Origin of the sequence: Sinosporangium album (assembly GCF_900100605.1) — a bacterium.
Taxonomy (GTDB): Bacteria; Actinomycetota; Actinomycetes; order Streptosporangiales; family Streptosporangiaceae; genus Sinosporangium; species Sinosporangium album.
On record NZ_FNCN01000046.1, the window covers coordinates 20,810 to 33,417 of the forward strand.

Genomic DNA, 12,608 nt, shown 5'->3' on the forward strand with positions numbered 1-12,608 from the left:
CCCTGCTCGCCCTGCCGGCCTCGGTCGCCCCTATGGCCGGGCAAAGGGCCCCCGGCTGAGCCGGGGGCGGTGTGGCTAGTGGCCGCTGCCGGCGGCGTCGGTGGCGGCGCTCGGGGTGGGCTTGGGGGCGGGGGGAGCCACGGCGCCGGAGACGGCGGGGTAGGCGGCGAACTCGCGGCTGCGGGTGACGACCGGGACGTGGAGGGCGACCGAGCCGGCGTTGGCGAACTGGAGGTTTACCTTGAAGCTCTCGCCGCCGTGGAGGGACTTGGAGAGCCCTTCGACGACCAGCTGCGGGGTGGGGGTGCCCGTGAAGACGCCCTGGTTGCTGGGAAGGGCGATGGGGTTGGCGAGCTTGACCGTGCCGAGGCCCTCGGTGGTGACGCCGACCAGCGTGTCGGCGGTCTCAGCGGTGTTGACGAGGGAGAGGTAGAGGGGAGTGGTGCCGCCCGCGGGGAGGTTGCCGCCGGAGTCGGGGCCGAGGAAGAACGCCTGCGGGATCGTGATCCGGTTGGTCTTCAGGGAGATGGCCTCGGTGGGGGAGTACGGCTTTTCGACGATGGAGTCGAATCCTGCGGCGCAGCCGGCCAGCGCCGGGGCTGCGGCGAGGAACGCGGCTGCGGCGAGCGCGAGGCGACGGCTGGGGCTCACGGCGGGGATCTCCTTGGTCGGGAACACGTGCTGCACACGCGCTGGCACGTGCGTGCCCGGTCGGGCATGAAATCAGCTTGGACAACCCTATCCGCGCTTCGGCATGGTCACCGCGCCACCCCTGGGCGAGCCCCGGACGCGGTGGGTCCAGGCCGGTGAACGGTGGTCGCGCAGGTCGGGGACCGCCCGCCCGCGGCCCCTGGCGAGCCCGCGGGCGCGGCGCTCGGACGTACGGCGTAGGCCATTTTGTGCAGTGACCGCGCGAGGGAAAATCAACCGATTCAAGGTCGTTTAGGCGTCGCTGCGCGCTGTATCGCATGGGGCCTTGAAGGAGGCTTGGTCTTGTGTCCAATGCAGGTCATCCGCTATGTACAGCAATGCGATTCACAGATTTGACGATTTGTCAAGCCCTAATATGAGGCGTTGACCTGCAGTTATGGTGATTTCACTGTTCCGGGAGGCTGTAAGCGCGTGGTACCCTGGAGTACAGCGGAAGGGGTACTTGTCACATGACTTTCCAGGTCGGCGACACTGTCGTCTACCCCCACCATGGGGCTGCACGGATCGAAGCAATCACGACCCGGTCCATCAAAGGTGAGGAAAAGACCTACCTGGTGCTCAAGGTCGACAAGGGCGACCTGACGGTGCAGGTGCCGGCGGAAAACGCCGAACTGGTCGGTGTCCGCGACGTGGTCGGACAGGAGGGCCTTGAGCGTGTGTTCGACGTCCTCCGGATGCCGCACACCGAAGAGCCCACGAACTGGTCCCGTCGTTACAAGGCCAATCTAGAAAAGCTGGCCTCCGGCGACGTCAACAAGGTAGCTGAAGTCGTTCGCGATCTTTGGCGTCGCGATCGAGAGCGGGGTCTGTCGGCGGGCGAAAAGCGCATGCTCGCCAAGGCACGGCAGATTCTCGTCAGCGAGCTCGCCCTCGCTGAAAAGACCAACGAGGACAAGGCTGAGGCCCTTCTCGACGAGGTCCTCAACTCCTGAACACGATACTTCCACGGGTGGGCGTCGGGGTCGACGTCCACCCATTCGCATCTGGCCGTGACCTCTACCTCGCCGGGCTGCACTGGCCTGGGGAGACGGGGCTCGCGGGTCACTCCGACGGAGACGCCGCCGCGCACGCGGCGTGTGACGCGCTTCTCTCGGCCACCGGGCTCGGTGACCTCGGGTCGGTTTTCGGCACGGCCGATCCGCGATGGGAGGGCGCGCGCGGTGTCGATTTCCTCCGGGAAACCGCGCGTTTGGTGCGCGAGGCAGGTTTCGATATCGGCAACGTCGCCATTCAAGTCATTGGCAACCGGCCGAAGCTTGCCCCTCGCCGCGCTCAAGCGGAAAAGGTTCTCAGTGAGGCTTTCGATGCACCTGTGACGCTTACCGCGACGACCACCGACGGCTTGGGCTTGACCGGCCGTGGTGAAGGAGTGGCGGCAGTGGCGACCGCATTGGTCGTACGGCGCGAACCCTGATTTCCAGGTGTTCAAAAGTTCATCTAGAACAGGCAAACCCAACGCAAGTCGGGGGCGTCGTACAACTGGATGTGTTGCCGACATCCGTGGCGAGCAGCATCGAATGCTCGTCGAACCCCGTGGGCGGCGGCCCTGTACTGGCGCGGTCTGGGCCGCCGCTCTCTTTACCCGAGTTTGGATGCCACTGATCGCATTCCCGCTGGCATGGGTATTATCTTCGCGATTTCGGGTAACCCTTCCCCCACGTGAGTGTGCAGGGGGCACGCACACGGGGAGGTTGATATGACTATCCAGTCCATTCTCGGCGCCATCGTGATCGGAGCGATCATCGGTGTCCTCGGACGCCTCCTGCTTCCCGGCAAGCAGGCGATCGGCTGGATCCTCACCATCGTCGTCGGTATCGTCGCCGCGCTCATCGGCACACTGATCGCCCAGTGGCTCGGAGTCGCCACCACCCCAGGAATCGACTGGATCGAACTCGTTCTCCAGATCGTTCTGGCCATGGTTGGCGTCGGCCTTGTGGCGGGCCTGAAGCGAAGCAGGGCCTAGGGGCTTCTTGAACGAAGCCCGCTCACGGGGAAACCTGCCTGTATCAACCCGCTGGGCCGGGTCGCGTCTCCGCGGCCCGGCTCAAACGCGTCTGGGGCCTCGCCCCAGGCGCCTCTCAGCCCTCGGAGCGGTTCTCGGCTCGCTCCTCAGAGGGTTCCTGAGGGATGCTCTTCGGCGGTCGGGGCGAACTACGCATCCGTCCTGACGGCGGAGCCATGGGCACGGTGTCGCCCGCGGCGGGGCTCGGGGTGCCGTCCTGGCCGCCGTCATGCGCGCTCTGTCGGCCTGCCCTGCCGGTGTCCTGTCGGCCGGTGCATGGCAGGTCTGGGGTGCGGGCGTTGGTGTTCTGGCTGGTGGTGTCCTGCCTGTTTCTGAGTTGGCCGCCTGTGGGCCGGCTGCCGCGGTCTCGGTTGCCGTGGCTCTGGTCGCCACGGTTCCGGCTGCCATGGTCCTGGCTGCCGTGGTCCTCGGTGCCGTGGTCCTGGGTGCCGTGGTCCGGTCTGTTGTCGGTCTCGGTTGCTGAGGGGCTGGAAGCGGTCGGGGCCGGGGCCGCGGCCCGGCTTACGGGCTCGCTCGCGGAGGGTTGGCCTTTCGTGGGGCGGGCTGTGGCCGACGTAGGCCGGCGCGAGACCTCGGCAGCTCTGCGGGACGCGGTCCTGGAGATCGGCGGGATGCCATCGGGGATAACCGGGTGCGGCTCGGTATCGACGTCCGAGTTGTCCGCGGCGCCGGAACCGGTTGTGTTGTCCTGGGGCGGCCGGGAGGGCTGTTTTTGCCGTACGGCGCGAGCCTTGGCTGGGCCGTCCTCCGGGGTGTGCGGGATCGCGGCGGGCCGTCTGGGCGTCCGCTGCGGGAGCCGGGCCTCGCCGGTGGAGGGCCCGCTGAGGGCGCGCAGCGGTTGAGTGGGGACGTCCTTCTCGCTGACAGGGGCGATAGGAGCGGCAGGAGCGGCAGGGGCGACGCCTTCAGCCTGGTCAGCCCGGTCAGCCCGGTCGACATGGTCGACGCGGTGGATGTCGCTGTCGGCCTCGCTTGGGCGTGGATGGACGAGGACGTCACCCTTGCCCGGTCGAACGAGGTCGCCCCACCGCACCGGCCGCTGCTTGCGAGGTTCGTCAGGCGAGGCGTGGAGGTGTGGCCGCGGAGTCGAGGTTTCGGGGGATTGAGAGGCTTCGGGGGCTTGTGCTTCTTGGGTTTCGCGGGTTTCCGCGCTCTCCGGGGTTTCGAGGGGTTTGGGGGAGGGCGCGGCTTCTGGGGCTGCGGGGGCCACTTGGGCGGGGAGGGGCTGTGTGGGTTCGGCTGTGCCGTACTGGCCGTACTGGCCGTGCTGCTCGTGCTGCTCGTGAGGGGTGGGTTGGTTGTCTTCGTGGCGTTCCGCGGGCGATGTCGGGATAGCCGCCTGCGGGATGGTGGGGGATGCCTGTGGTTCGGGTCCCCCAATGCCGCGTTTGTCCCGAGCGTCCTTGTCGGGGGTGTCGAAGGGCACGATGTCGTCGGCGGGTTCCGACACGGCCTCGCCGTACGCCTCGCGGCGCGTGCGGGCGTGCTTGATGACGAGCAGCCACAGCCACAGCGCCAGGGCCAGCATGACCCACGGGGCCACCGCCACTCCGATCGCCGCGTGGCGCGGATCGACGGTCACTGGGAGGGCGTCGGACAGGTTCGCCCACGCGGCCGCTGCGAGCAGGGCGATCAGCACGACTGCGGTTTGGAGCCGGATGAGCGGCCTGCCGGAGCGTAGAAGCAACACGCTGATCAGAGCGACGGCGAGCAGGGCGTTGAACCCCGCCGGATAGAGATAGGCCAAATGCGGCACCGCCTGGCCCGCAAGCGCCAATCTCCGTAAGTCATCGAAAGAAAGCACACAGGCGGCAGCGGCCAGCAGCACCACGCCGAGACCCGCCAAGGCGATCCCGACACGGTAAAGCGCGAGGGCCAGTCTCCCCGGCCCCCGCTCGACCGCGGCCGGCCTAGGGGGAGCGGACGGGCGACGCGGCCTGGCTGGGGCGGAGGGAGGTGTCACATCCATGGCGGTTCGAGCCTACAGAATCAGGTCTTAGGCGTGATCTGCGTACTGCCCCAGGTTTCTTGGGCTGTGACATGATCAGGGAAGTTACGCCTGTTGAGGGGAAACCTATGGCCACTCTGTCGGATGACGTAAGAAAGCTCTTTGACGACCCGAACTTCGCCACCGTCACGAGCCTCAATCCGGACGGCAGCCCGCAATCCAGCGTGGTATGGGTGAAGTCTGAAGGCAGCGACATCCTTTTCTCAACCGCCAAAGGACGTCGCAAGCACCGCAACTTCGAGCGCGACGCACGCACGTCGGCCCTGGTGGTGGACCCGGAGAACCCTTACCGCTACGTCGAGGTACGCGGCACCGTCGTGATGGTGGACGACCCGAGGGGAGACCTGATCCAGGAGCTCTCCCACAAGTACACGGGGCAGCCCTTCGTCGATCAGCCGGGCAACGAGCGGGTGATCGTACGGATCGTTCCGGACAAGGTCATCGTCCGGGCCTGAGGGCGCGCGGGCCGTCGGCCGGTCGTCCGGTCGGGTCGGTCGTCCGGTGGGGTCGGGAGTCGGCCGTCGTGTTGTTCGTGCGGCGGGTGCGTTCGTCGGCGGGTGCTCGGGAGCGGGACCGGTGGGGTACGGCGGAGCGTGCTTGAGGTGGCTGTGCCGTACGTCGTGGTTGGTGCGGGTGGATGTGTCTTGGCGGGCATTTGATCACGAAAGTGTCGGCTGGTTGAGGGGTAGCGAGAAGAGATCTCGGTGGCTGTCGCTGCCTTATGTTGTTTTGCGGCCACTCAACGTGGCGCATCCCGGCATGTGAGGCGGGCCAAGGCATTAGCCTTGCGTTCGTGAGCCTGCACCTTTACGACACCAGTGCGCGTGCGATCCGCGAATTCGTTCCGATCGAGACCGGTCGGGCGTCGATATACCTGTGTGGGGCCACCGTGCAGGCGCCGCCCCACATCGGGCATATCCGGTCGGGCATCAACTTCGACGTGCTCCGGCGATGGTTGACGCGATCCGGTTACGAGGTCACGTTCTGCCGCAACGTCACCGACATCGACGACAAGATCATTCGAGTGGCCGCGGGGGAGGGCGTGCCGTGGTTCGCCGTGGCCGAGCGCAATCAGCGCGCCTTCACCTGGGCATACCAGGTGCTCGGCTGCCTGCCGCCGACCGTCGAGCCCCGGGCCACGGGTCATGTTCCCGAGATGATCGAGCTGATGAAGCGGCTCATCGCGCGTGGCCACGCCTATGCGGTGAACGGCGACGTCTACTTCGATGTCATGTCCTATGCCGACCGCTATGGTTCGCTGTCGCGGCAGCTCCTGGAGAACGTCCGCGCCGCAGGCGACACGGATTCGGACTCGGGCAAGCGCGACCCGCGCGACTTCGCCCTCTGGAAGGCCGCCAAGCCGGGCGAGCCGACATGGGAGACGCCGTGGGGCCCCGGGCGTCCCGGGTGGCACCTTGAGTGCTCGGCGATGGCGACGAAATACCTCGGCCCGACGTTCGACATCCACGGTGGCGGACTCGACCTGATCTTCCCGCACCATGAGAACGAGCTGACCCAGTCGCAGGCGGCGGGTGATGGTTTCGCCCGCTACTGGATGCACAACGGTCTGCTGACCATGGGCGGCGAGAAGATGAGCAAGTCGCAGGGCAACTCGCTGCTGATCCCGGAGATGCTCAAGAAGGTCCGGCCGGTCGAGCTGCGCTACTACCTTGTCGCGCCGCACTACAGGTCAATGATCGACTACTCGGACGAGGCCCTGCAGGAGGCCGCCCTCGGCTACCGCCGTATCGAGGGCTTCGTCACCCGCGCGGCCGAGGTGATCCACGACGTCGACGCCCACGCCCCGCTGCCGCAGGCGTTCGTCGACGCCCTCGACGACGACCTCGGCGTGCCCCAGGCGCTCGCCGTTGTCCACGAGGTCGTCCGCGAAGGCAACGTGGCGCTGGCCCAGGGCAACAAAGAGCAGGTCGCGAGGCTGCTGGCCGAGACCCAGAACATGCTCGACGTGCTCGGCCTCGATCCCCGCTCCGAGCAGTGGCGCGGCGCCGAATCCGGCGCCGGCCTGCGCGGCGTCGTCGACGCCCTCGTCGCCGTGGCCTTGGAGCAGCGGCAGGCCGCGCGTGAGCGCAAGGACTACGCGGCGGCCGACGCCATCCGCGACCGGCTGGCCTCCGCCGGCATCGTCGTGGAGGACACCCCGCAAGGTTCCCGCTGGGAGCTCGCGCACTGACGATCAGTCCGGCGACCGTGGAGCGGTGCGCCCGCTCCACGGACCCGGCTCCGTGGCTGCCGGCGTTGTGCCAGGCCACGAGGATCAGGGGGATCCGGGGGTGCTCGCCCGGCGGGCGGGGCGCTCGGACAGTGTGCCGCAGGCCGTACCCTAGACAGCATGGCTGGTGGCGGAAGGGCGTCGGGTAGGCCCTCGAAGAAGAAGAGCCCCACAAAGGGCAGCGGCGGCAAGGTTCGCCGTTCCCTGGAGGGCAAGGGCGCGACCCCGCCCGCCCACATGCGGCATTGGTATAAGGACCGCCAGCGTGAGGCGGCAGCGACAGGCGGTGCACGCCCCGCGACCCCCGCGCCCCGCAAGGTGAGGCGCGACGATACCAACGAGATCGTCGGCGGTCGCAACCCCGTCGTCGAGGCGCTCCGGGCAGGCATCCCCGCGACCGCGCTCTACGTGGGGCAGCGCCTCGACAGCGACGACCGCGTCCGCGAATCCATCAAGATCGCGGCTGACCGCGGCATCGCGCTGCTTGAGGTCTCCCGCGAGCGGCTCGACCGTCTCACGGGCGGCACCCACCACCAGGGTCTCGCCCTGCAGATCCCGCCCTACGAATACGCCCACCCCGACGATCTGGTGAGTTTCGCCCAGGACGCGACGGAAGTGCCCCTGATCGTCGCCCTCGACAGCGTCACCGACCCCCGCAACCTCGGCGCGATCGCCCGCTCCACCACCGCCTTCGGCGGCCACGGCATCGTCGTCCCGCAGCGCCGCTCCGTCGGCGTCACCGCCGGCGCCTGGAAGACCTCCGCCGGCACTCTCGCCCACCTTCCCGTCGCCCGCGCCGCGAACCTCACGAGCACTCTCCGTGAATACCGCGCCGCCGGCCTCTTCGTCGTCGGCCTCGACGGCGACGGCACCACCGAGCTCGGCGACCTCCAGCTCGCCACTGAGCCCCTCGTCGTGGTCGTCGGCTCCGAGGGCAAGGGCCTTTCCCGCCTCGTCCGCGACACCTGCGACGTCGTCGTCCGCATCCCCATGCACGCCGCTGCCGAGTCCCTCAACGCCGGCGTGGCCACCGGCATCGCCCTCTACGAGATCGCCCGCCTCCGCCGCGGCTGACCCGGCCCCAGCGGGCCTCCCGCAGTCCCCGTGTCGGCCTCGCCGTACCGGTCTTCCTGTACGGCGGAAGCCGACCCGCGGGCCGTGGCCGTGGTCGGCTTCGAATCGCTGTGCCACACTTGAAGCAGAAACGGCACACCGAGGTGCCGGTGATCTTAGAGAGCGACTATACTGTTTGGTCGCGCCGACGTAGCTCAATCGGCAGAGCGGCTGTCTTGTAAACAGCAGGCCAGGGGTTCGATTCCCCTCGTCGGCTCGCAGCGCAAAGGGCCCCTTGCGATCAAGCAAGGGGCCCTTTTGCTAACACTTTTGCTAACAGCGGGTCGGTCAGGCCGCCGCGTCCTTGATCGCCTGGGCGAAGATATCAGCGGCCGTCGCCAACTTCTCGGACACCACTCGGTGTCGGTGACGGCTCACCTGTTTCAACAGGAACTGCGCAAGTCCGCGACCGCGATCGGACGGGAGGTCTTCGCCACCAGGATCACCGCGCCCGATGGCGCGTTGGACTGGCGCAGCGGCGACTGGGACGAACTGGTCTACGAGCCCATCGAGGTCCCCGAGCCGATCAGGAATCGCCTGCATGCCTACCTCGACCGGCTCGGGCTGGTGTTCGGGTGCTTCGATTTCGTCCTCGGTGAGGACCATCCCCTGGCCGTGGCTGTGGCAGGTCCGCGTCGGCGGGACCATCACCGCCCCCATGTGCGGCTGGATGGGCGGGGTCGCCTTCGCTCATCTGACCATGGGCGGGAACGACATAGCCCAAGGCCGGTTCCTGAACGAAGATCTGTTCTTCATGACCGCCCGGTCCCACCTGCCGCCGCCGCGTCCACCGATGGTGTCCGGCCTGGGGGAGGCTCGCCAGAGCAGGATAGATCCGTCGATTCTCCAGGATGAGACTGGCACATGGGTGGCCCAGCTCGCTGTTCCGCAGGCGCAGCACTCTTGGAGTGATGACAGGGCCTTCCTCGTGGATGTCGGCACCGGATCCAGGGCTAGCGCCAAGCCGTCCCCTGACGGCGGCTGGGTCGCGTATCAGTCCGGTCCCGTCCGTCTGTGGGATGCGGTTGAAGACGTGATCCTCACCTGGCAGGAGGCGGGTCGGCCACATCAGTCGGAGTTCGGACTCACAGCGACACCTGACGAACAGTGGGTATGGCTTGGCGACCCCAGTGGCCCTCGCTGGTATCTGCCGGCATAGCTGCTGCCGCCTACCTGCCCAGTGAGAGATGTGGACAGGACGGCCGCTGATCTTGCTAACGGCAGTGCTAACAGCGGCCGGGGACGGCGGTGGACACCGAGAGAAGGCGATCAAGCTGATTTGGTGTCTGAGCTGGGCAGATGAGACGTGGAGAGACTCCTGGAGAGGGGCCTCAGCCGACTTGTGAACAGCAGGCCAGGGGTTCGATTCCCCTCGTCGACTCGCAGCGCAAAGGCCCCTTGCGATCAAGCACGGGGCCTTCATGCTAACGGCGTTGCTAACAGTGTGCCGTTATCTCTTGATCGCCTCAGTGAAGATCTCCGCCACCACCGACCCGGCCCCGGCGGGCCTCCCGCCGCCCTCGAGTGTGATCGCCGGATCGCCGTGCCCGAGCCGCGCCCGACCTTGGTGAAGGCGAGCGTGAGCTGTCCGGGCAGTTCCCGTTGGGTAAGCCCGGCGAGTTGACCACGCGGCGGCGTAGGGCCTCCGCCGTCCACGTGATGGTCCGCGGCGGCCGGCGCCGCTGAGCCGGGACTCGCGCCACCGGGACGGCGGGAGTCCAGGGGACGTTGACTTTGTCGCAATGTATGACGCATCATGTTGATACAAAGCTTGCGACAAAGGAGGCGCTGTGACCCGTGGACCGTTACCGGACGCAGGCCCGACGACGCGTGCGGCCGATCTGCGACTGGCAAGCGAGTGGCTGGCCCGGCACGACCTGGCCGGCGTCCGCCCAACCCGGCTGCTGGCCGGCCGGCTGGCAGTTCGGATGTGCGCCCGCCTCGCCGCTCACGTCAGCATGGCCGTGCTGATCATCGCGAGCGCGCTCGCCGCCAGTTCAGCCTTCGGCGGCTTCCAGCCGCATCGCCCGCTGCCGCTGCTGGCCCTGACCGCGCTGGTGGCCGGGCTGCTGCTGGCACAGTCGCTGCTCGACCGGTGGGTGCGACGCGCCGACCAGCGGGCGGCTGCGACGCTGTCCCGCAGGGCCACCCATCTGATCCAGCCCGGCTGGCGAGCCGTACTCGGCCGGCCGCACACCGTCTACGCGGTCGCCACGTTCGCCGGTGCGATGGCGCTGGCCGGGAGCGCCCTGGCCGTTGGCGACCCCACTGTGCGGCAACTGGCCGTCGTCCTGCTGATCGGCTTGCTCGGCATGACGGCCGTCATCGCCGTGCAGCTGCGCCACCTGCTCAGGCGCCCGGTCGTGGCGGAGGACGAGGAGTCGCTGACCGCCGACGTCGTCATGCGCGTCGAGGATGCCCGCGACCTCACCACGCCGAATGTGCAGTGGTCCCTGCCCATGGTGCTGCTGTTCGGCACCGCGCCCGGCTGGTGGGGCGCCGCTGCGGTTGCCTACGTGATCCTGGGCCTGGTCGCACACGTCGCGCTCCATGTCTGGACGCCATCGAGCGCTACGGTGGCCCGGCGGGCCATGAGCACCCGATGATCGTCATCGACGCGGCCTCGCCGGTGCCGCCGTTCGAGCAGCTGCGGGCCCAGCTCGCCCGGCAGATCCAGGACCGCACGCTGGCCGTGGGCGCCCGGTTGCCGACCATCCGCCACCTCGCCGCCGACCTCGGCCTGGCCGTCAACACGGTCGGCCGGGCCTACCGGGAACTGGAGGAGGCGGGGCTGATCGAGACGCGCGGGCGGGCGGGCTCATTCGTGTCGGCCGCCGGTGAGGAGAGCCGGGAGCGGGCCCGCCGGGCCGCCGCCGACTACGCGGCCGTGATCGCCAGCCTCGGCATCGACCCGGGCGAGGCGATCCGCATCGTACAAGCGGCTCTGACGTCCGGCGCGGCGGCGCCGGCCTCGCCATGACCGCGACCCGGCCGCGGGCTCACGTCGCCGGCACCTGAGGACTGCTGTGTGCCAGTAGATCGGGAGAAGCGAGCAGGGAATGAATCATCTGATTTCCTGCTCGCGTGCTCTTAGGTTGCCTTCCCGGGGGATACGACGAAGGTGCCTCGTCTCGGCACGGTCTGGACATGCCTGTCGTCGCGTAGGAGGGCTATCGCCGCGCGAACTGTGTCGCGGGCGACGACGCCGTACCGGCCTGCCAGGCGGGTTTCGGTGGGCAGGCGCTCGCCGGGGCGGAGGTGGCCGCTGCTGATCTGTTCACGCAGGTGGTCGGCGATCTGCTCGCATTTCTGCGGTGGGCGGAGCTTGGGGGCGGTTTTCGGGCTGACGTAGGAGCCTTCAGCCCGGATGGTGTAGACGGCACCTTCGTCGCGCAGCAGTGCGACAGCGCAGCGCACGGTTTGCCGACATACGCCGTACTGCTCGACCAGTTGGAACTCGGAGGGAATCAACTGGCCGGGAACGAGTTTTCCACTGCGGATATCCGTCCTGAGGTGCTCTGCGATCTGCTGGGGTAGAGGCATGAACCACTTCCATTGAGGTTGGTGGAGGGGTACGGGGTGGTGGGGGTGTGGGTGGTGCTTCGCGTGTTTTCCCATAGGGTTCGGTCCCTTTGGGGGTCTTAGATCTATGATGTCCCGCTTGATGTGCTCTCATACATGGGCTTGGGGCGAAGTGTTTCACGAGGTTCATGCCTCCCGTTCTTCTGTTCGTGAAGCTCTCCAAAGAATGGCCCCCACCAGTTAGATTGGGAAGGCGGATGGGCTGCACATCCGTAAAACACTTCAGTAGCAACAAAGTTGGATGCTGTGTGAAAGCTGTTCTACTGATCGAAGGGCACCGTGATGCCACCCCCCAAGGAACTTGATCCGACAGGGAGTCTGCTCGCGTTCTTCGGCGCCGAGCTGCGCAAATTCCGCATGCAAGCGGGCTTGTCCCAGGAAGAGCTGGCCCAAAGGATTCGGTACAGCGCCGGCCTCGTCGGCTTCGTCGAGCGGGCCGCGCGGAGGCCGCACAGGGACTTCGTGACACGATGCGACGAGGTTCTGAACCTCGACGGCGCTCTGCTCCGCCTATGGCCCCTCATCACCCACGAGGCGAGTCCACGGTGGTTCCGGCCATGGCTGGAGATCGAGGAGGAGGCACACACGCTCTGCACGTGGCAGGGTCACGTCCAGCGGAGTGGTGTAAGAGCTGATCTCCGCGTGATCCTTCCAGCAGGTTAAGCGGTAAGCGTCTGCGGGAGCGGATACTGAGCGGCCGTGTCGCCGCCGACAACCCGCAGGCGGGCCTTGGCCAGGATGTCCAGCCCCATGTAGCGCCGCCCCTCGATCCACTCGTCGGTCTGCTCGGCCAGAACCGCACCCACCAGACGCACGACCGCAGCACGGTCCGGGAAGATGCCCACCACATCGGTGCGGCGCCTGATCTCCTTGTTCAGCCGCTCCTGAGGATTGTTGGACCAGATCTGCCGCCAGGTCTCACGGGGAAAAGCGGCGAACGC

Annotated in this window: 15 protein-coding genes and 1 tRNA gene; 11 read left to right on the forward strand and 5 right to left on the reverse strand. The window is 67.7% G+C overall.

Annotated features, from left to right (window positions below; genetic code table 11):
- Nucleotides 1–75: 75 nt before the first annotated feature.
- Nucleotides 76–651 (reverse strand): copper chaperone PCu(A)C domain-containing protein, encoded by a 576-nt coding sequence (locus BLQ73_RS28405; protein WP_093175429.1) that lies wholly within the window; start codon nt 649–651, stop codon nt 76–78.
- A 509-nt stretch (nt 652–1,160) separates the two neighbouring features.
- Here BLQ73_RS28405 and BLQ73_RS28410 point away from each other — a divergent pair.
- From BLQ73_RS28410 to BLQ73_RS28420, 3 genes are all read left to right on the forward strand, one after another.
- Nucleotides 1,161–1,643: a CarD family transcriptional regulator gene (locus tag BLQ73_RS28410; protein WP_020544658.1), complete on the forward strand. Its 483-nt coding sequence runs from the start codon at nt 1,161–1,163 to the stop codon at nt 1,641–1,643.
- 17 nt (nt 1,644–1,660) lie between these two features.
- Nucleotides 1,661–2,125, forward strand: coding sequence for a 2-C-methyl-D-erythritol 2,4-cyclodiphosphate synthase (ispF, locus tag BLQ73_RS28415; RefSeq protein ID WP_093175388.1), 465 nt, complete (start codon nt 1,661–1,663; stop codon nt 2,123–2,125).
- A gap of 282 nt (nt 2,126–2,407) precedes the next feature.
- A complete protein-coding gene (locus BLQ73_RS28420; RefSeq protein WP_093175391.1) occupies nt 2,408–2,674 on the forward strand; it encodes a GlsB/YeaQ/YmgE family stress response membrane protein in 267 nt (88 codons plus the stop codon).
- 115 nt (nt 2,675–2,789) lie between these two features.
- Here the strand turns inward: BLQ73_RS28420 and BLQ73_RS28425 are convergent, their stop codons facing one another.
- A complete protein-coding gene (locus BLQ73_RS28425; RefSeq protein WP_093175394.1) occupies nt 2,790–4,703 on the reverse strand; it encodes a DUF2637 domain-containing protein in 1,914 nt (637 codons plus the stop codon).
- A gap of 107 nt (nt 4,704–4,810) precedes the next feature.
- Between BLQ73_RS28425 and BLQ73_RS28430 the strand changes: the two genes are divergently transcribed.
- From BLQ73_RS28430 to BLQ73_RS28445, 4 genes are all read left to right on the forward strand, one after another.
- Nucleotides 4,811–5,197 carry a PPOX class F420-dependent oxidoreductase gene (locus tag BLQ73_RS28430; RefSeq protein WP_093175396.1) on the forward strand — a complete coding sequence of 129 codons (387 nt, stop codon included), beginning with the start codon at nt 4,811–4,813 and terminating at the stop codon, nt 5,195–5,197.
- Nucleotides 5,198–5,535: 338 nt separating this feature from the next.
- Nucleotides 5,536–6,933, forward strand: coding sequence for a cysteine--tRNA ligase (gene cysS / locus BLQ73_RS28435; RefSeq protein WP_093175399.1), 1,398 nt, complete (start codon nt 5,536–5,538; stop codon nt 6,931–6,933).
- 159 nt (nt 6,934–7,092) lie between these two features.
- Nucleotides 7,093–8,046 (forward strand): 23S rRNA (guanosine(2251)-2'-O)-methyltransferase RlmB, encoded by a 954-nt coding sequence (gene rlmB, locus BLQ73_RS28440; RefSeq protein ID WP_093175401.1) that lies wholly within the window; start codon nt 7,093–7,095, stop codon nt 8,044–8,046.
- 183 nt (nt 8,047–8,229) lie between these two features.
- Nucleotides 8,230–8,302: transfer RNA gene (locus BLQ73_RS28445), tRNA-Thr, on the forward strand.
- Nucleotides 8,303–8,373: 71 nt separating this feature from the next.
- Here the strand turns inward: BLQ73_RS28445 and BLQ73_RS28450 are convergent.
- Nucleotides 8,374–8,691 carry a hypothetical protein gene (locus BLQ73_RS28450; RefSeq protein WP_143020484.1) on the reverse strand — a complete coding sequence of 106 codons (318 nt, stop codon included), beginning with the start codon at nt 8,689–8,691 and terminating at the stop codon, nt 8,374–8,376.
- Nucleotides 8,692–8,743: 52 nt separating this feature from the next.
- Between BLQ73_RS28450 and BLQ73_RS28455 the strand changes: the two genes are divergently transcribed.
- From BLQ73_RS28455 to BLQ73_RS28465, 3 genes are all read left to right on the forward strand, one after another.
- Nucleotides 8,744–9,244 (forward strand): hypothetical protein, encoded by a 501-nt coding sequence (locus BLQ73_RS28455; protein WP_093175406.1) that lies wholly within the window; start codon nt 8,744–8,746, stop codon nt 9,242–9,244.
- A gap of 631 nt (nt 9,245–9,875) precedes the next feature.
- Nucleotides 9,876–10,691, forward strand: coding sequence for a hypothetical protein (locus BLQ73_RS28460; RefSeq protein ID WP_093175409.1), 816 nt, complete (start codon nt 9,876–9,878; stop codon nt 10,689–10,691).
- Nucleotides 10,688–11,065 (forward strand): GntR family transcriptional regulator, encoded by a 378-nt coding sequence (locus tag BLQ73_RS28465; RefSeq protein ID WP_093175411.1) that lies wholly within the window; start codon nt 10,688–10,690, stop codon nt 11,063–11,065. Before BLQ73_RS28460 ends, BLQ73_RS28465 begins: the two co-directional genes overlap by 4 nt.
- Nucleotides 11,066–11,175: 110 nt before the next feature.
- On the opposite strand, the gene BLQ73_RS28470 is transcribed toward BLQ73_RS28465, so the two are convergent.
- A complete protein-coding gene (locus BLQ73_RS28470; RefSeq protein ID WP_176955739.1) occupies nt 11,176–11,628 on the reverse strand; it encodes a GntR family transcriptional regulator in 453 nt (150 codons plus the stop codon).
- Nucleotides 11,629–11,949: 321 nt separating this feature from the next.
- Here BLQ73_RS28470 and BLQ73_RS28475 point away from each other — a divergent pair, with 321 nt between their 5' ends.
- Nucleotides 11,950–12,330: a helix-turn-helix domain-containing protein gene (locus tag BLQ73_RS28475; RefSeq protein WP_093175417.1), complete on the forward strand. Its 381-nt coding sequence runs from the start codon at nt 11,950–11,952 to the stop codon at nt 12,328–12,330.
- Here the strand turns inward: BLQ73_RS28475 and BLQ73_RS28480 are convergent.
- Nucleotides 12,327–12,608 (reverse strand): transposase (locus tag BLQ73_RS28480; RefSeq protein WP_176955740.1); only part of this gene is annotated, 282 nt, incomplete at its 5' end. The genes BLQ73_RS28475 and BLQ73_RS28480 overlap by 4 nt on opposite strands.

Bases quoted from the DNA above. Each gene is read 5' to 3' on its own strand.
- BLQ73_RS28470 (WP_176955739.1), bottom strand. From the start codon at position 11,628: ATGCCTCTACCCCAGCAGATCGCAGAGCACCTCAGGACGGATATCCGC.
- BLQ73_RS28475 (WP_093175417.1), top strand. From the start codon at position 11,950: ATGCCACCCCCCAAGGAACTTGATCCGACAGGGAGTCTGCTCGCGTTC.
- BLQ73_RS28450 (WP_143020484.1), bottom strand. From the start codon at position 8,691: ATGGTCCTCACCGAGGACGAAATCGAAGCACCCGAACACCAGCCCGAG.
- BLQ73_RS28425 (WP_093175394.1), bottom strand. From the start codon at position 4,703: ATGGATGTGACACCTCCCTCCGCCCCAGCCAGGCCGCGTCGCCCGTCC.
- BLQ73_RS28465 (WP_093175411.1), top strand. From the start codon at position 10,688: ATGATCGTCATCGACGCGGCCTCGCCGGTGCCGCCGTTCGAGCAGCTG.
- rlmB (WP_093175401.1), top strand. From the start codon at position 7,093: ATGGCTGGTGGCGGAAGGGCGTCGGGTAGGCCCTCGAAGAAGAAGAGC.
- BLQ73_RS28410 (WP_020544658.1), top strand. From the start codon at position 1,161: ATGACTTTCCAGGTCGGCGACACTGTCGTCTACCCCCACCATGGGGCT.
- BLQ73_RS28420 (WP_093175391.1), top strand. From the start codon at position 2,408: ATGACTATCCAGTCCATTCTCGGCGCCATCGTGATCGGAGCGATCATC.
- BLQ73_RS28430 (WP_093175396.1), top strand. From the start codon at position 4,811: ATGGCCACTCTGTCGGATGACGTAAGAAAGCTCTTTGACGACCCGAAC.
- BLQ73_RS28455 (WP_093175406.1), top strand. From the start codon at position 8,744: ATGTGCGGCTGGATGGGCGGGGTCGCCTTCGCTCATCTGACCATGGGC.